General features: G+C 49.4%; 14 protein-coding genes. All 14 read right to left on the reverse strand.

Features of this window, described 5'->3' with window-relative positions; all coding sequences use genetic code 11:
- Positions 1 to 20: 20 nt before the first annotated feature.
- The 14 genes from ACFQ0N_RS21345 to ACFQ0N_RS21410 all read right to left on the reverse strand — a co-directional run bounded on the left by ACFQ0N_RS21345 (position 21) and on the right by ACFQ0N_RS21410 (position 18,448).
- Positions 21 to 761, reverse strand: coding sequence for an MBL fold metallo-hydrolase (locus tag ACFQ0N_RS21345; protein WP_379329949.1), 741 nt, complete (start codon positions 759 to 761; stop codon positions 21 to 23).
- On the reverse strand, positions 758 to 1,942 hold the full coding sequence (locus ACFQ0N_RS21350; protein ID WP_379329951.1) for a M20 family metallopeptidase: 1,185 nt from the start codon (positions 1,940 to 1,942) through the stop codon (positions 758 to 760). The genes ACFQ0N_RS21345 and ACFQ0N_RS21350 overlap by 4 nt, the downstream gene beginning before the upstream one ends.
- 21 nt (positions 1,943 to 1,963) lie before the next feature.
- On the reverse strand, positions 1,964 to 4,087 hold the full coding sequence (locus ACFQ0N_RS21355) for a hypothetical protein (protein WP_379329953.1): 2,124 nt from the start codon (positions 4,085 to 4,087) through the stop codon (positions 1,964 to 1,966).
- 181 nt (positions 4,088 to 4,268) lie between these two features.
- A complete protein-coding gene (locus tag ACFQ0N_RS21360; protein WP_379329955.1) occupies positions 4,269 to 4,958 on the reverse strand; it encodes a DUF6033 family protein in 690 nt (229 codons plus the stop codon).
- Positions 4,959 to 5,034: 76 nt separating this feature from the next.
- Positions 5,035 to 5,421, reverse strand: coding sequence for an MmcQ/YjbR family DNA-binding protein (locus tag ACFQ0N_RS21365; RefSeq protein ID WP_379329957.1), 387 nt, complete (start codon positions 5,419 to 5,421; stop codon positions 5,035 to 5,037).
- Positions 5,422 to 5,471: 50 nt separating this feature from the next.
- The gene (locus tag ACFQ0N_RS21370) at positions 5,472 to 6,410 is read right to left on the reverse strand and encodes an Rpn family recombination-promoting nuclease/putative transposase (RefSeq protein ID WP_379329959.1); all 939 of its coding nucleotides are present in this window, start codon (positions 6,408 to 6,410) and stop codon (positions 5,472 to 5,474) included.
- Between the two features lie 128 nt (positions 6,411 to 6,538).
- Entirely contained in the window at positions 6,539 to 7,237 is a 699-nt protein-coding gene (locus ACFQ0N_RS21375; protein ID WP_379329961.1) for a GntR family transcriptional regulator, read from the reverse strand.
- Between the two features lie 155 nt (positions 7,238 to 7,392).
- Positions 7,393 to 9,315: an alpha-L-fucosidase gene (locus ACFQ0N_RS21380; RefSeq protein ID WP_379329963.1), complete on the reverse strand. Its 1,923-nt coding sequence runs from the start codon at positions 9,313 to 9,315 to the stop codon at positions 7,393 to 7,395.
- 166 nt (positions 9,316 to 9,481) lie between these two features.
- Entirely contained in the window at positions 9,482 to 10,456 is a 975-nt protein-coding gene (locus tag ACFQ0N_RS21385; protein WP_379329965.1) for a Gfo/Idh/MocA family protein, read from the reverse strand.
- Positions 10,457 to 10,477: 21 nt separating this feature from the next.
- Entirely contained in the window at positions 10,478 to 11,218 is a 741-nt protein-coding gene (locus tag ACFQ0N_RS21390; RefSeq protein ID WP_379329967.1) for a sugar phosphate isomerase/epimerase family protein, read from the reverse strand.
- 28 nt (positions 11,219 to 11,246) lie between these two features.
- On the reverse strand, positions 11,247 to 15,134 hold the full coding sequence (locus tag ACFQ0N_RS21395) for a DUF4838 domain-containing protein (RefSeq protein ID WP_379329969.1): 3,888 nt from the start codon (positions 15,132 to 15,134) through the stop codon (positions 11,247 to 11,249).
- A 41-nt stretch (positions 15,135 to 15,175) separates the two neighbouring features.
- The gene (locus ACFQ0N_RS21400) at positions 15,176 to 16,012 is read right to left on the reverse strand and encodes a carbohydrate ABC transporter permease (RefSeq protein WP_379329971.1); all 837 of its coding nucleotides are present in this window, start codon (positions 16,010 to 16,012) and stop codon (positions 15,176 to 15,178) included.
- Between the two features lie 15 nt (positions 16,013 to 16,027).
- Complete coding sequence (locus ACFQ0N_RS21405) at positions 16,028 to 16,966, reverse strand: carbohydrate ABC transporter permease (RefSeq protein WP_379330189.1); 939 nt, start codon at positions 16,964 to 16,966, stop codon at positions 16,028 to 16,030.
- Positions 16,967 to 16,999: 33 nt separating this feature from the next.
- Positions 17,000 to 18,448 (reverse strand): extracellular solute-binding protein, encoded by a 1,449-nt coding sequence (locus ACFQ0N_RS21410; RefSeq protein ID WP_379329973.1) that lies wholly within the window; start codon positions 18,446 to 18,448, stop codon positions 17,000 to 17,002.
- Between the last annotated feature and the right edge of the window lie 88 nt (positions 18,449 to 18,536).

Genomic DNA, 18,536 nt, shown 5'->3' on the forward strand with positions numbered 1-18,536 from the left:
TGCTAGCTCCCTTCCATGTGCTACAAATTTGGCGGAATATCGAGCCGCTCAAAACAAGCCTGCGCCCGTGCACTATGCTCGTGCGCTCTTGCCAGCAAACAGGCGCCGTGCCCGGGATACAGCCGATCCGCTCGCAAAGCGTGTAGCTTGGCAATGGTGGCCGCATAATCCTGAATGCTGCAATCCCACGAATTTTGAATATAAATTTTCCCTCCGGCGAACAGCGCATCCCCAGAAAACAGGCTGCAAACCCCGCCTTCATTCAGCACAAAGCTAATATGTCCGCGGGAATGCCCTGGTGTATCCAGAACTTGCAGCGATATATCGCCTACCGTCAAAACATCGCCTTCGGATAAACGGCGAGAAGCCGGGCAGGCCGGGTAACGAAAGTCTTGCGGATAGACACCTGCGCGCTGCGCTGCTGTCAAGCTCGTCTTCTCCATATCTCCTTGCTCCAGCCAAGGCGCCGCCTCTGCCGAAACAGCAATTTCCATGCCATAACCGGCATAGAAATCATAAGCACCGGCGGCATGATCGCCGTGAATATGGGTCAGCAGCACACGCTTGACCCGCTCCAGCGGTATACCTGTTGCAGCAATATTCGCCACTAGCGTCTCATGAGCCAGACCGCTGCCGGCATCGATAAGCACCGCTTCCGTACCGCCATCGAGCAGAAAGACATTGCAGTCTTTCGGATGGCTTAATTCGCTGCCGTCCTTGCCGCTGCCGATCAAGTATACCCGCTCGGATATTTGGATCATGACGCACCTCCGTCTTCAGGCGATCCAAAACTTCTCGCTAAATGATAATAAAACTGCGCAGCCAGCCCCACCTCATTGGCCGATACCCATTCTTCCTTCGAATGCGCCTGCGCAATTGACCCGGGGCCATATACAATTGTCGGAATCCCTTGCCGCTGCAGCTTGCTCGCATCGCTGCCGTAGGTAACGCCGACTAATTCATCGGACAGCCCAAGCGTCCGAGCAGCATGGCGGGCAAAGGAAACAACTTCGGCATCCTTCGGCGTTTCCAGCGCCCAGTCAAGCAGCAGCTCCCGTACCGAAACCTGCACTTGCAGACCTTCACGCTCAATGTACTCCCGTAGCTGCCGCTCAAACTCGGCAATGGCTGTCTCCGGCAGCTCGCCTGGAATGATCCGCCGATCCACTTCAATCTCGCACTGCTCAGGCACAATATTAATTTGCGTCCCGCCATGAATCGTGCCCGCCACAATTGTCGGAGAACCGCAAAGCGGATGGCTGCGTGTCCTCAGCTCGGGCTCGACAACGTCGCGCATAAATTGCAGCACCTGCACCATCTGGAAAATCGCGCTGTCCCCTTCCTCCGGCATCGAGCTGTGCGCCGCTTTGCCATGTGTCATGACAGCGAAACGGGCGCAGCCTTTATGCGCAACAACAATGCTGAGCTCCGTCGGCTCGCCGACCACCGCTCCGGCAATCGGCATCCCTGCAGCCATAAAAGCCCGCAAGCCGCGATACTCATGCTCTTCATCGACGGCCGCGCATAAGACGACATCCGCATGCAATTGCTCCGGATGCTTGGCGCATTCTTCGAGCGCCCAAATCATGCCAGCCAGCGAGCCTTTGGCGTCGCAGGCGCCGCGCGCATACATGCGGCCATCACGATAAATCGGTGTTAGCGCATTCTCCATCGAACCGATCGACACCGTGTCCATATGGGTTTCAAACAATAAGGTTGCATCCCCATGCCCTGTCCGCAGCTCCAGCACTAGATTATCCCTTCCCGGAAATACAGGCTGGCGGGACACCTTGACCTTCGTCCCTTGAAAACGCCGTTCGATATATTCAGCAACCTTGCCTTCTCCACATGCATCGCTGCCGTAATGAGGATTGACGCTTTGAATGCGGACAAGATCCTCCAATATGGCGAGCGCCGGATGGCATTCTTTTTGTTCGCTCATGTTCATTCGCCTTCCCTTGCTTCATTCTGTTAAGGCCAGCGCCTTCCGATAGGCCGCAAACTCGCTGTCCACTACAGACTGCACCTGGCGGATTTTCCACTCCAAATGCTCCACATCCGTCATATAGTCCATGCTAGGCTCCCAGCCAAGCCGCGAATCGGCCGCTACCAGAGGTTTTGCCGCCTCTGCATTGGCGATTTCCGCTTCCGCGAGCGCCTCCATCTGCTTTAAAATCAGCTCCGCCTTCAAGCTGCTCGGCTCGGCAAACAGCTGCTGCTTCAGCAGCCACCATTGCTTCACATTTAACGTCGTCTGAACCGCGGCCGCAATAAAACGCCCTAGCCCAAGCATCCGCGCAGCATCCTCTTGCTTCGCGGGCGGCGTCTTTCCGACTGCCGCAGCCAACCGTTCATTGCCTTGCTGCATCAGCTCCAGCATCCTCGCCAGACTGCGAATTTCTACTGGAAAACGGGCAATGCCGAGCGACTGTCGTTCACTTTCCTGAGGCTCATACGTTGTCATAACGATTTCATTGCCGAACATGGCGTGGCTCGCTGCGGGAATTTGCACCGGCTTTTTGAACACCAGCGGGTAGGACGGGCCGACGCGAAACGGACCATATTGATCCTCGTTCGTTGGGATGTAATACTGGATTGCCTCGCTCCACAGCTTCCATGCCTCCAGCACGTCCTGTTCAGCATCCGGGCCAAAATCACGTCTGGCGAGACTCGCAAGCACTTCCTCATAAGACGGGCTTGGGCGCCAGTAGTTCCATTTTGTCATTTCACTTACAAATGAAGGCCACCAGCCGAAATGATGCGATTCCATCAGCCCCGACAAGCCCCATACCGCCCGTGCTTGCAGCAAGGCTTCATGCCTTTTCACCCATTGATGCGGGAACGGCTCATAAGGAATTACCCCGATATCCCAGGTCATGCCGCCTGTATTGCTCATCGTATACAGCTTAATGCCTCGTTCCTTTGCTGCCGCAGCCTCGCTGCTGAAATATTTGCCCGGTCCGGCAAAGGATACCGTATAATCAACACATACGTTAGTTACGCTTTCATGCTTGATCTGCTCAAACATTTCGAAAGTAACCTGCAGCGTAATTCCTTCCGGTAAGGCATGAATCAGCTTTAACCGTTCCTCTTCCGGCGCCCAGCCCCAATTGTAAGTCCAGAACACAATTTCCGCCTCCGGGTTATGCTTGTGAACCGTCTTCTTCAATAAACTGAGCCACTGCGGATAATCCGTACATGGCCACCAGCCTGGGCTCGGCTTCGTTTGCGGTTTATCTGCCGGCCATTCCAGCCTGAGCATGCCGGTCGTATTCGGATCTTTGCTCGGAAACTCGCACGATTCCCCAACAAGGATAACCCCTTTAAACCCCGGGCATGCCGCGAATAACTTACCATACGTCGAATCGTAATAATCTTCCGCGTCCGGTTCGTCCGGGTGCTTGCGGCTTATCAGATAGCTGTAGGCGTATACATCCAAGCCGTATAAAGCGGCCCGCTCGATCAAATGATTGAAGTCAAGATAACCCTCCGGCGTGCAGTCGACATCTTTGACGAAAACGAGGATCGCATCGATGCCGGCATGTGCCATTGCATTGAGATGCGCATCCGGGTACTTATCCAATCCCCACCCCGAATGAGCCATCCGCGGCGAAAATAACGGTTCCCGCGATATATCTTGCGGAGACAAATAAGGCGCTTCGCGCAAATTCATCAAGTCCTCCAAATAAAAGCCGCCTTGGGCCGCTCCGCGATGTTCATGCCCGCATACGACAATACGATTTTGTTCGGCAACAATCCGGTAGCTTCGTGCCGTCTCAAGCGCATAACCGTATTCCGGCAGCTCTGCTTTCGTTCCGAGTATAATTACGTTATTCGCCGATTGAGCCGCTTGCGCAAGATCGCTCATTCGCGCTAACCGTACCGACACATTCATACTTCTATATAAGTAGTCCTGCAAATCTTCGGCCGTCATCGCCAACAATTCGCTTGCATGCTCACCAATGACGATGCGCCATTCATCCGTAATTTCCAATTCATCGTCCTGCAGCTGCACATGCGGATCGCGGCGGTTAGGCTTATGTACTACATCAAGGCGATTGCGGAATCCATATTTTCGTTCCATCATTTAAGCTCCTTTGCGGATTCATAATGAAGAGGCTAGGTTAATATGATAGAAAAATAAAAATGATATATATTTAATTTAAATTATATATAATTTATGCGTGATCGTCAATGACTTACCTAAACCTTATTGAAAAATAAAGCCAAACCCATTCACACACGAACGGATTTGGCTTTCGCTTCCCTTAATTAAATTTATTCAGCTTATTCATCTTTAAAAGCAAATTCTGTTTTAGCCAATCCTGAGTTGACATGACTCCCCCAGAATAAGCATTCAAAGAACTGAATGGATGCGCAGGCAATAACTCTGTAAAATGAAGCGGGTGCGCAGATGTATATTTCTCAGCATCCTGGGATGCTTTACGTTCTTGTTCCGCTTTTTCTTTTCGCTTCTCGGCCTCGATTTGTTTGCCTTTCTCTACTTCCTCTGGAGAAGTTTCGCTGGCCGACCAGATGGTATAGGTACCGTCTTCATGAATAATCAAACTGCGGCCAACTACGTTCACACCATACATTTGCTCCATTTGCATGAACGCTCTTTGATCCTCATTAGTGTAATAGTTAATATACCCATATACTTTCTCTCTCAGGGCAGTATCCGTCTTCATTTTTTGCAAGATGCCAGGTGCGATAACTACATCCTGCAAGCTTCCGCTTCTCCCACGCCTGACGATCTCTTGTTCATTCTTTGGAATGTTCTCTATCCCAACCGAGAGGCCGTATTTTTCTGAAATGGATTGCGCCTCTTTTTCAGTGGCAGCAGTCAAGACTTTTTCGAAAACAACCGAAGTAGCACCAGTCGTTGTCTTGTTTTTTTGTTGTTCTGAACGTGTTGTTAAAGAAACATTATTCGTAACAGGTAACGTAATATTCATCGAACACACCTCCGACATTATATTCGCTATAATTATCGGCAATACTGGAAGGTTTATGAATATCTATTTTTGAATGTCAATCAATTGGCTGTTTCGTGATTTGTTCCCGAAGCTTCTTAGGTGCCCGAGTCAGATAGGCATTGCTAATCGCATGGGAGATATCTTCCCACTTGGCCTGACGGTCAAGCCTAACACCGACCCATCCAAGGTGGCCGACATAGGCAGGAACGTAGTAAATATCCGGTTCGGTCTCGACAAGCATGGTCTGAACGCCTGGCGGCGCCGCGCACCATAGTGCGATTTTTCCGTCTCCGTGGTGGTTATTGCGATATTGGACAAACGAATTTTTCCCGTTAACAAAGAAAGATGGCGCTCCGTGACTGACCCGCTCACTAGTACCCGGAAATGACAAACAAAGCGTTCTAACCTCATCCAACAAAGGATTGTCGTTCGAAATAGTCATTATCCCGCTCCCCTCCAATTTAAACGATTGCTAACACTGCTTCCTATAGGCTACTGCTTCCCCAGCTTCATGACCTCGTCAACAGAAATCTCGAGCGTTTCCGCTAATTGTTCAGGTGAAAATCCTTTGCCCAAAAACTTCTGGATAATCACCTTGCGTTCCATCGTTTTGCCGTTCTCTTCACCCTTCTCTATGCCTTCTTTTATCCCCTCTTCATACCCCGCGCGCGACCAGGCTGGCATCAGCTTCATGATTTTCTCTCCTTCCTGTGGATTTTCCTTGCTTATTTCACGCAAGATCTCCTGATCCCGCTCGATATCTGGTTCAAAATATAAATCTGCCACCGACATAATGAGCGCCAGTCGCGCGTCATCCAAATTAATCTGCAATCGCAAAATCATGCGCAAATAGGCCGTCCTCACTTCTCGTTCTTCCTTCTTATTATAGCCCATTTTTGCTAACAACGCAGCCGCTACCGGATTATCTGACGTGATAAAACTCCGCCAATTTTGCCGCCTTAATTCAACCTTGTAAAAGTGAAAAAACAGAATATCCTGCTCCGGTATAGACATCGTTAATATATTTTGTTCCTCGCGCACATCGTCTGCGGAAAAAATCGCAATCGGGATGATAAGCGGATACGTCTTGCGGTATTTCTCAAATAATCGGCTGAAGTAAATAAACATGCGTTCATGAAAATCACGCTGCCGGTAGGATTGCGGCTCGATATGTACAAGGATAAAAGCGTCCAGCGATTTGTATCGCGTCTCCACCAATAAATCCAAACTACGGGACTCTTGGCCCACAACATCGACAAGCAGTTCCTGCATCAGCAGCCTTGTATGCGTATGATCCAACAGCCTGTCCAGCTCGGGAAAAAACAAGGCGATAAACTCTGCGAAAAAGGTTTGCAGCAGCTTCTTGAACGCTTCATCATGCGGAACAGCCTGATAGCTTCCTTTCTTATCCTCCAATTCGATAAATTCCACCCCTTCTCCTCCCCTCCCATGGCCCGCAAAAACAAAACGCCGCCCAAATCTCCCGCTAATGCGAAAGATTCAGACGGCGTATGCTTCACGACCGTTGTTATTATATCCAGTATAATCGGACTTCACGATTAAATCCACTCATTTTGCGCCAGATCAGAATGATCAAACATCCCGGTATCGACAAACTCGCAATAAGCGCGGTGAATATGCTCCCGCATAATCTGCTCGGCATGATCCGGATCGCCTTTCTTCAACGCCTCTATCAATTCCCAGTGCTCAGCCACTTCGCGTTCCTTGCTGTACTTTTTGCCTACGATCCGGTTTACTAGCTGAATGCGGAACGAAATAAACGAGAAGGTCTCCTGCAGTACCGCATGCTTGGATAATTTAAAGATATAATGGTGGATGTAGCCGGAATCCTGCTGCAGCGATTGGATCGAGACATCGTCCATCTTATTCTTCATCTCTTCATAAAATTGCTCCAAATGCCGAATGTCGGTTAGCGATGCATTTTGCACGGCCAGCCGAATGGCCATTCCTTCCATAACTGCGCGATACGAATAGATTTCGAATATATCCGCCGCGCTGAACGTCCGAACAAGAGGTCCCTTATTCGGTACGATGGTAACGACACCCTCGCCAGCTAACTGACGAATCGCCTCACGAATCGGGGTTTGGCTAATATCCAGTTCCCGTGCAAGCCGCGTCTCGACAATCCGATCGCCGGGATTCAGCTCACCATCAATAATTTTCTGTTTAATTAACGCCACAATTGAAGTACTTAAACTGCGTTTATCCGTCGTTTTCAAGTCTATCGGCCCGAACATTGTTTTCACCCTTAGTCCATAATCAACTGGCTCACCAGCCGGATTCGGGTGATCCAGGAAAACAGTCCTGCTCCCCCCGGATATTGTCGTATTGCCACCGAATCCTTCTATATAACATCTATTTATTATATAAAATAATCAATAACGCTGTCAAATCATACACAAACGATCATCGCATAACCATCGACTGTTGGCAATGCTACCCGCAAATAACCATTTTCCTGCTCATAAGCAAGCGGCTCACGGCTTGGCGCCAAATAAACCTCTTGAATCGGCTTATCTTCCCGAATATAGATTACCCCATCTGACAACATTTGTCTGTCCTCGATGACATTATAGGCTCCGCGCGGCTCTGGATGTGTCAGCTTAATATGAACCATACGCATATTTTCCTTTGCTGTCATCGTAACGCGTGCGGTAGTGGGAATTCCTTCACAACGAAGTACCGGCGCAGGCAGCAATTGCTTCAAACAATAGTCAATCATATATTTGTGTACAGGGACAGCGAAATCCATATAAGAAGTAAAGATTGCAAAGCAGAACTGAAAAATGTTGCCCGATCTTGCTACGGCAGGACGTCCGGCATAACGATCCGGCGGTGTATAGAACCGGCCATGGAAGCCATCCCATTGCCTGTTGAAGTACGGCTGATAATAATCGGCTATCGCCTCGGCCCCTTCCTCCGCCTGCAGCAGTATCGCCTGATTATAAATACCGCAGAGCATCTCTGGAACTGCTCCCTCTGTCGGCTCCAGCATCCGGAAGTAAGAGCTGTTCCACGGATCTTCGCCATCATAGCGCATCTTCCACTCCGGCATGGCAAAAGCAGTACCCTCCGGATTTAACCCGGAATGTCCGGAGCTAATAATCCCGCCACCTGCCTCTATAAACGCTCTCAGCTTTGGCTCCAGCATTGCCGTAACTCTAACGTCGTCCGGTAGAATAAGCACTTTATACTTCGACAGCTCATGCTGCTCATTGATAATATCATACGTATAGTTAAGCTCCCCGAGCATTCTGACCGCGCCATTGTGGCAAGCGGCCAGTTCTCCTCCAGCCAGCGTCAAGATGCCGATATCGGCGACAGCAACGGCATGATCCGTCCACGGTTCATAAGGCATTATTTCCTCATGGATCTCCTTAATCACTTGATATACGGCTGGATCGAGGCCGTCACGCGGGTGCATATGATCGCCTATAGACGTCGGGACAGCATTGCAGAGCGCATCCCAGCAGTCATTCAACAGAGAGGCTTTGCTTTTTAGACCGCCAAAGTCGCCCCAATTAACATTAAAACGCCCTGTCATATAAAAGGTCTGCTGCCCCAAATTGCGAGCATAAGCGACTTGGGCCGGGAAAAAATCATAGCTCCAGCCGCTCGGCAAGCACTCGATCTCATTATGCGTGCGCATCCCTTCCGTATCCGCTGGCGCCAGCCCGTTCAAATAAAGGAAACGATCCGGCCCGACAATCGCCTTGACCTCCCGGCAAAAATCAAGAATACGCTCTTTGGCAAAGGCAAGCACATCCCCATCGTCAAGCGGATTCATCCCCAGCTCCTGCATACCTTCGCAGCATTCATTGCCGTAACAAGGACGAACCACGATACAATCGAGAAACACGCCTTCAATAGCCGGATACTTATCTACCACCTCGCGAATCATCGCCAGCATATAGTCACGATATTCCGAGTGAAAACACATATTGCGGAAAAAGTTTTCGGTACGGTCGCCATAGATGACTTGCCCCTCTTTATTGACCACCGTCCAGTCGCGATGCTTACGCGCCATTTCGTGATCCAGACCAACATTGAAGTAAGCGGTTACACCAATGCCCTCTTTATTACATTCCTCCAGTATTTGCCCAAACATATCAAATTTCAACTGGGGATGCATCACGCCAACCTCCGTCGGATAATAAGCAAACCCGATATTGCATTTGGCAAAAGCGTTAATGTACTCGACATGCGCCTCCTTCAACGTGCGGGCAAAAGCTTTCGCATCGAAATGCGCCCCAAAATCCGGAATGTCCGGCAAAGTGTGAAAATCAATGTGCACGGCTCGTTTTATTGTTCGCATGATAAAATCTCCCTTAATTATATATAATTTAGTTTCATTATATATTATTATTAAAATAACATCAATCCTTCTTTCAAATTCCCTGACAATAGCGCAAAAAATCTCCATATCCACTGCATGATGCGATGAGCGAGTCGGTGGATATGGAGACTATAGCCGTAAATTTTCAGGCAAATACAGTTCCTTTTTTAGCCTCGGTGATGACTCTCATCACCTCGACAGCCTCATCAATCTTAATAGGGAAAACCGCTCCATAACGGATAGACGCATAAAGCTCATCCCAGAAATCGTACTGCTGCGTTGGCCGGATGGGAATCGTCCGCTCTTGCCATTGCCGATTATCCGATGCTGGATCGAGAACCTTCATTTGGATGCTGTCACCTTGGACAGTAAGTGCGCCATTGGAGCCATATACCGCATAAGAGGGGGAGGGGAGCGCTACGCTCCCGCTTATTTCCACGTCGACAATACGGCCATTCCTCCCTTTCAAGACGATCTTGATATGATCCTCCGCATCGCCTGCCGAGGCAAGCCGCTGCAAATCGCTCCACAGGCTTTGAATCGGGCTATCAAGCAACTGCAGCGCATGGTCAATAATATGCGGCCCCCAATTAAGCAACTGACCGCCGCCATATGCGATCATCGTCTGCCAGTCGTCGCGCCATTGAAAGCTATGCCGATAAAGTTTGATCTCGAACACGTCGCCGAGCAAGCCGCTTGCTATAATTTCTTTAACATGCAGAAAATCCGGATCGAACCTGCGATTATGCCGTACGAATAGCTCTCCCCCAAATTTGCCGGAGGCTTCTCGCAGCCGCAGCGCTTCATCATAGGTGAGACAAAGCGGCTTCTCGATTAACACATGCTTGCCTGCCTCGAGCGCCATTATCCCTTGTGCAAAGTGATCGGACGATCGCGTCGCGATATCGACAAGCTCAACTTCGGGATCTGCAATAAGCTCTTCAAATCGCTCATAAGTGCGGCAGCCATACTCCTGTTCCATCTTATCCCTGCAGGATTTGAGCGGATCACCTGCAGCCACGAACTTAAACTGCGCTTCCTTGCCTTTCAACTCGGCGGCATGCATGCCTAAGCCCGCTCTGCCTAATCCGGCCAAGCCGATTAATATAGGGTTGTTCATCTTCTCCTCTTCTCCTATCTATTAATATCCGGCTTTTCGCAAATATTGGCGGCTGATCGTCAAGTCCAGCAGCGGTTCTTGCAGATGTGAATCTTGCTCTACGAACACCCAGCCGTCAAAGCCGCCTCGAAGAGCAGTGCGCAGTACTTCAATATTGTCAAGTCCAATATTGCCGGCGCCTAGCTCGCAAAACCTGCCGCGCTTTGTCCAATTCGAATGATCCGAATCGGTCATGATCCAATCCTTCAGGTGAAGGGCTGCGATACGGTCTGTATACTTGCTTGCAATCTCCACAGCATCGCCGCCCATGGCCGCCAGATGCGCCGTGTCAAGTACGAGTTTGTTGTCCGGGCAGTCTGCCAGAAACTGCTCCAGTTGCTCCTGCGTCTCTACCGGCGTTCCCATATGATTATGCAGAGCTGTGCTAATGCCGTAACGTGCGCAAGCTGCCGCCTGAATGCGCGCCTGGCGGCTGAAATCAGCGTAGTTGTCGCCGTTCACAAACGTCCATATATAGCTCTTCCCGAAGGCTGACGTCCACTGAATAGACAGCTCCTGATTGGGCGCACGCACCGTGCCGAAATCCATTCCGAGCCGCTTCATGCCTGCTGCGAGCTGCACCGCATGCTCACCTGTCAAAGCGGTCACTCTCTCAACGCCTTCATAGCCGATTTCCTTAAGCTGCCGCCAGCGCTCCGCCTGATCGAAGCACTCCCCTCCGTCCCACATGTTATATCCGTAATCCGCAATGCCAATTTTCATCTTCCCTGTCCCTCTTCCCGTTTCATAATCATTTGACGACACGTACGATTATCGGCTCGCTGAAGGCTGAGCCGGCATCATTAATAAGTTCGCATTGATACTTATAAATGCCGGTGTTTTTGTCCCGAATGGCTGTCACAGCCGTTTGCGCTGACGGAGAGTTCGCCGTAAGCAGCTTCGTTTCGATCAACACTCCATTTTCATATAAGCGGTATGTGGTTCCGTTCGTCCCCCACCACATATTCATATATAAATTGAAATGACTGCCTCCATTCCAGTTGTCGCTGGAGAGCACCGGCTTGCCCGGCGCAGCCTGAGTCACGGTAACAGTAAGCGTGTCGCTCCTTGTTATGCCATGCTCATTGATCAGCTCAGCGTAATAACGATAAACGCCGTTCTTCTTATTAGCGATAGAAGTGGCCACGGATTGGGCGTTAGGTGCCTTATCCGCTAAAACTTGCGTATCTATTAAGCTGTCGTTTTCATACAGTTTATAGATTTTTCCATTATCGCCCCACCACATGTCCATACTTACCGTGTAGCTGCCATCTTGTATGCCTGTAACGAAACCGAGGTTGGAGGAGAGCACCGGCTTGCCCGGCGCTCCAGTGCTGTTCGCAATAATGTTCGTTACAGTAGCCGTCGCCGTTCCTTTCCGGCCTGCAGCGTCGACAAACTCGAAGGTGAAGCTGCCATTCATCAAAAATGTATAGCTGTCCGCTCCTCCGTTGTTCGTAATCGTAACAGGTTTGCTAGGCGTAATTGTCGCAATTACATGATCGTGTGTCGCTGCAGTGCTGCTGTATGTAACGACGGCGGTCGGCGGTTGTCCCTGTCTCTCCAAATGAATTGGCCTAAAGCTCTGTGCCTTCCAGGGTGCTGCGCCTCCCCAGCTCAAAAAGGCGGATTGGCCATGATAATTCCGGAAGAAAAAGCCTTGCAGCTCCTGGATCTCCTCCGGATTAACGCCAATACTGGAGAACGGAATGACTTGCACCACATTCCAGCGATCATTGCCAATACTTGCGCTTGCTTCCCAATTGGCATCCGTATCCGGTTTAGGACTCGAATCCGGCGCTTTGCTGTAAACAAATTTGACCCCCTGCGGGTTGGTGAAATAGCCGCTATAAGTCCCATGTAGATCGGCAGTTACATAGGTTTCCACGGAGTCGTCCCCATTGCTTCTCCACCAGCCGTTAGGTGCATCATTACTGACAATCATCTTTGATAGATCATTGTCTTTATTTTCGTAACCAACATACAGATTTTCATCATCCCACAACAAATATACTGTGGTGAGAGCAGGCGGCAGCTTATAGCTGTCCATGATCAGAAATTCATCAAACGGCTTTGCCTCAGCCCATGGCCCCTGGCTGAAATCTGGTGCTTGCAACAGTTCCGCTTTGGTTGCCGCCGTTTTTACTGCAGTTGCTGCGAGTTTCGTCAGATCGGGGATTTGTTCGACATATTGGCGGCGAATATCCTCAGGAAGCTCCGCCAGAAATTGATCTACTCGCATGCGAACAGGGCCATTGGCAGGCTCTGCAATAACGTATTTCATTAGTCCGTCAAACCAGACACGCTGCACGCCATTCCATTCGCCGCCGTATGTTGGAGGCTTAAGCGGCAAGTGTAGCGCCGGGTGCTTAGCGAACTCATTAATCAGTTGTCCCCGCTTGTTCCCCATCTCATAGCTGCGGGCGATAACCTCCAGCATTGCTAACGCTTCCTGCTCGGTTTTAGGAGGATCAATAGCTCCAATCTGCGGATAGCTTAGCGCTGACGCTTCGTAAAATTCGAATGCACGCAGCAGCAGCCCTGCTCTCACCTTCTGCTTCTCCGTCCCCGCATGCGCGACAGCCAGTTCAAGCAGACGCCGGCTTTCGGCGATATCCACCCTAGCCACTTCCTTCAAATAGCTCTGATCGAACAAATTCAAATAGTTGCTTCGTCCAGGTCTTTCCTTCCACTCCTTGTACCAGCTTGAGCCAAAAATGCGCGTTGTCCAAAACCCTTCCCACAGCTCGTAATATTGCCGCAAATACGCTGCCGCCTCTTCACCGACCGCAGACGTATACCATTGCTGCAGCAATTGATCGACATCTTGATTCGGGTTCCATTGCAGCTTGGCGGAAACCCACGGCTTGGGCCCTTCACCAAAATTCGGATACAGCTCCGCTACATGGCCAATTACACCATGCTCGTCGCCGTAACGATAATTTTCTGCCATTTTATGCAGATAGATGCGCGGGACGTTATAGGGCGAACCGTACAAATATTCATACCAGCCCAAGCTTGAAGCCGACTGCAGCCAGTTTTCCGTATGCTGCTTACCCGCAGCTCCGATCGGCTCATCCGTCCACGACATCCGGTCATCCGTAATGTACGGAATAACACGAGGATGCAGCTTGAGCGGTGTGCCATCATCATTCATGGGCGGATCATACATTTCCCGGTAAGAAAGCAGCCCGAAATATTTATCCGGATACTTCTCGCTGACGCCCTCGGCAATTTTGTTGACCCAGCGGTAATACAAGTCGGAGCGATGCAAATTGCCGACCGAATTGGTCCTCGTAGGATAATCCGGATGGCCGGGCGTTTCGCAATAATTGATGCTGTCATTAATTCCAAGTGAATATGAGCTTGCCTGCGGATTGGCGCTAAAATACTCATCAATGCGCCGGATTGCCGCTTCGGCCGTCGCATCATTGAAGCATGGCTGCCAGTTCCACGGATGCGAAGGCACAACCCCGCCGGCATAATACTCCGGATGATCAGCAAAAACTTTCGGATCGAACAAATTATTCATATTGTGATGGAACTGAATATTGTTATCCATCCTGTTGCGCACGGCCCATTCTGTAAAGGAGGCCGGGCCTTCCGTGCCAAAAAAATGGCGGGAGATCGTCGCTGGCTCTTCACGGACAAGCTCTCGCGGAATCGTGATAGAGCTTCGCTGCGGCACCTCCTCCCCATCGGGGCCAGGCATGAGCCAACGGACACCCACGTAACGCTCAAGAAACTCGTAAATTCCAAATTCTGTAGCCTGCGGCGTGTTGCCTACAATCGTAACTGTATCTTCCTGTGAATCGATAATAAATCCCTGCTCATTCATATCGTGCAGCAGCGCATGATGCGCCGCTTCATCCTCTGCCCGGCTAAAGCCGAGATAAATAGCTGCCCCATCACCGTCTGACGGTTGACCTGCCACTACCGGCAGCTCGACACCGGCAGATTTCTTCACATACTCGACCAGCGGAGCGGCCAGTGGACTGGCGATCTCTTCAAACCCGGGATTTTTGAGCAGATTGCGATTGGCATCCTCCTGGTAGACTAAATAATCGTCTGCCAGCACTTGAATTCCCTCGCCGCTTTCAACCGTAATCCACACCTGGGCTTTCGTTACAGCCTTATTGCCAATCTGCGCGGGAATCGTTCCTTGCATGCCGATAGCAGCCCATTCGCCGGCAGTTGCAGAGAGCGAAATCAGCTGGGATTGAAGGGTAGACAAGTTTTGGTTATCGGCATCACGCAAATTCATCCCGATCCGAATTTTCCCCTCTCCGGCAGCGGCGGTATAATAATACAGCTGCGCTGTGACTGGGCCAGGCTTCACATCAATAACCTGATAGACGCCCCCCTGCTTCATGTTGTTCAGCGACAGGCTTGCTGTTCCGCTATGCCCAATCTCCGCATTGCGCTCCGCACTTCCCTTATCATTCGTCCATAACGTCCAATTTGGCGTTTTTTTGCTCTCGGAGGGCTCCGCTGGAACGACAATAACAGCTTTCGCCGCTCCTTCCCTTACAACAGTCAGCGAATCCTCATTGCCGGCTTGCGCCCTTTCGACTGTTAAGAACAATGGAGTTACACCAATCAAAGCAAACAAAAAGATGATCAAGGCTGGACGCTTCATAGATGAAATCACTCCTTTGAGTTGGATCTCTTTTAAGTTAGTTAGCCCTTCACGGCTCCCAAGGTCGCCCCCTCCATAATTCTGCGTTGCAGGAATATGTACATAAGAACGAGAGGGATCATGGTGATCATAAGGCCTGCGAATAAAGTAACCCAGTCTGTCTGATATTGCATAATCAAGCTTGCCTGATACATCGCTACCCCAATTGTGTATTTCTGCGGATCGGACAAATAAATAAAAGGCCCGAGGAAATTGTTGTACAAGCCGAGAAACTTGAAAATAGCTACTGTCACTATACCGGCGGTAGAAAGCGGCAAGATGATCCGGAAAAAGATTTGAAAGATTGATGCCCCGTCCATTGCCGCACTCTCTTCAACCTCTTTCGGCAGCGATTGCATAAATCCGCCCAACATCATCAAATAAAAAGCGCTTTCACTAAAACTGTCCAAAATAATCAGCCCTGTCAAACTATTCGTCAAATGTAAATCCCGCATCAAAATATACTGCGGCACCAGGGCATTGATACCTGGCAAAAACAATGACAGCATAATAACTGCCCACATCAGCTTTCGTCCTCTGAATTGAAGCCTGGTCAGGACATAAGCATTGATCGCAGTTAGGAAGGTGCCAATGACGAGACTGGCGCCAACATAATACACCGTATTCAACATTGCACCTTTAATCCCGTACGTTTCCCACGCCTTTTCATAATTCGTCCATTTCAACTCCTGTGGAAGCTTCCAGACATCCTGAAAAAATTCCTGATTCGTGCGAAGCGACTCATAGCATACCCAAATTAAAGGGAATAGAATCGATAGCGACCAAATCAACAGAAGGATGTTCCACCCTACATCGAATATAGTCCGTTTTTCCTTCACGGCTGCTTCCCCTTTCTAGTATTCGGCTTCCCGATTTGCCGTGAATTTGTCTATCGCTAGCTTCGCCAAAACAAGTATGACAAACAAGAGCATGCCAATCGCCGAGGCGTAGCCGTAATTATGCGTATTGTCGCCAAACGCAATATTGAACATGTATAGCCCGATTACCTCTGTGGATCCGGAAGGTCCGCCATTCGTAAGAATAAGCACATTCTCGAAGCCTTTGAATATACCGAGCATTAAAAATATTGCAGATATTCGAATAATTGGCATCAACAGCGGTATGGTAATCCGAAACAAACGATCAATATGATTTGCTCCTTCAAGCACGGCCGATTCGTACAACGATTTCGGAATTGTGCTCATGGCATTCAAGAAAATGACAAAGTAGAAACCAACTCCACCCCAGACAGATGGTGGTATAATCGCCCACAGCGCTGTCCCTTTCTCGCCCAGCCAATACCATTTCCCAACATCGATCCCGATCAGTCGCAGGCCAGCATTTAATAGACCGAAGCTGCCATCGTAAATAAACGCCCACAAGATAGAAATAACGACGGTAGAGAGTACGTTAGGGAAGAAAAACAGTACCTTGTAGATCGAGCCTAAGCGATAGCTCTTATTCGCCAGCAAATAAGCTAATACTAGCGAAATAAAAATCGTAAGTGGGGGAATCGTGAACATGAACAATAGATTATGCCATAAAGCCCGCCAAACATAATGGTCGTAAAATATCTGCTTGAAATTATCCAAGCCGACAAATATCGGCTCGGTAATTCCATCCCAACTGAGCAATGAATAATATACAGACAGCAAATTGGGGTAAAGTGTAAATAAAATATATCCGCCAAAAGCAGGTGTTGTTGCCAGCAAAATAAACAACCGTTTTTGGACTGTGGCCTTATGTCGCCAACTTCTTCTGAATTGTCCGGGATTCGCGGCAGGCGCAGCCATTTCCTTCAAATTGATATTGCCCTCCTCTGTCATTTACTTCTGTGCCTCGATCGATTTCTGCAACAGCGCTTCCGCCTCTTCCAGCTTCGGCAGCGGCTCCTGCTTGCCTGTTGCGATATCGTTCAAATTCTCCAGGATAAGCTTGGACGCACTCGAGGCATTGGCATCATTTCGCAATACATTGCGCGTTTCACTTGTGCCTTTCACCTTGTTGTTTTTCATATATTGCAGCACGGCCTTTGGCGCATCCTGAAGCTTATCAACCAAAGCCGGGTCATTCATAAAATCGTTCCGCACCGGGATGGAGCCAGCTTTCTCTGCTAATCGCTGCTGTACATCAAGGTTCCACATCCAAACGATAAATTCTTTGGCCCATTTCTTATTCAGCTCCGGCTTGGCTGACCAAATATAGTGGCCTCCACTTACATAGCTCTGGTAGTACTTTGTATCGTCTGGCTGATCTCCCATCGGAGCAAGCATGAAGCCCCACTTAAATCCATCCGGAATCGAATCCTTCATTTCGTTTTGCACCCATTCGCCTGTGGATGCGAGCGCTGCTTCTCCTTGCAACAGCTGCATTTGCGACTGTGTATGTGTTAAAGCAGCTACGCCGTCAGGAAATGCTTTTTTCTGTCCAAGCTCATAAATACGCTTATACAGTTCTTGGCTTTCCGGAGACAAATAAGAAGGAAGTAAATAATTTCTGTGCGTATGCTCAAACTCATTCAGCCTCCCATTGATCTCGGCAAGCTCGAATTGCTGTGCAACACCGAATGTAAAGCGTACATAGTCTGGAAATTTACCTGGATAAGTAATCGGAATCAAGCCCGCTCCCTTAATCGTGTCCACGAGCTCAGTGAATTCCTTCCATGTTTTCGGATTCTCGTTCCATCCGTTTGTTTCAAACAGCGTCTTGTTGTAGAACAGCCCAGTTACACTTTGGCTATATGGAAGGGCATACATCTTATCAGAAATTTTGGTCCGAGCCTCAAAAAGACCCGATTGCAGCTCCTTCAAAGTTTTCCCTTCATTATCGTAAGCCTTGTGATCCCACAAGTCGTCCTGTGGTTCGATCTTCCCAGCCTCCGCCAGGCTCGTCGCCATCCCTCCAGGCAAGGCTACGGAAAAAATATCAAACATATCGTCATCATTGTTGGCGGCAATTTTCGTAGCGGAAATGGTATCGATTTTAGGAGAATAGGTCGTTTCGAAACTGACATTCGGAAACTTCTTTTTAAATGTATCCATTGCATAATCGATCCACTCTCTGCCGTTGCCGTTTTCCAAAAAAGCAAATTTAAGCGTGACCTTCTGATCCTTGGGCAAACCGTTTTCAGGGTATACATCTGCTTCATTAGTATCGACTGAATTGCGATTTTCCGGTGCTTGTTTTTCCGTCTGATCATTGCTGCAACCGATTACAGCGACGGATACCATAAGACTACACGCCACTAGACCCCATTTTGTCATTTTTCGTTTCAATTCCTTTTCCTCCCTGATTGTATTTTGCATACGCCAACAACGTATCATGTGCGATAAAACCGCGTAAATAGGCGATTTGGTATCCATA

The sequence above is a fragment of the Paenibacillus sp. GCM10027626 genome, assembly GCF_042676285.1.
GTDB lineage: Bacteria > Bacillota > Bacilli > Paenibacillales > Paenibacillaceae > Paenibacillus_Z.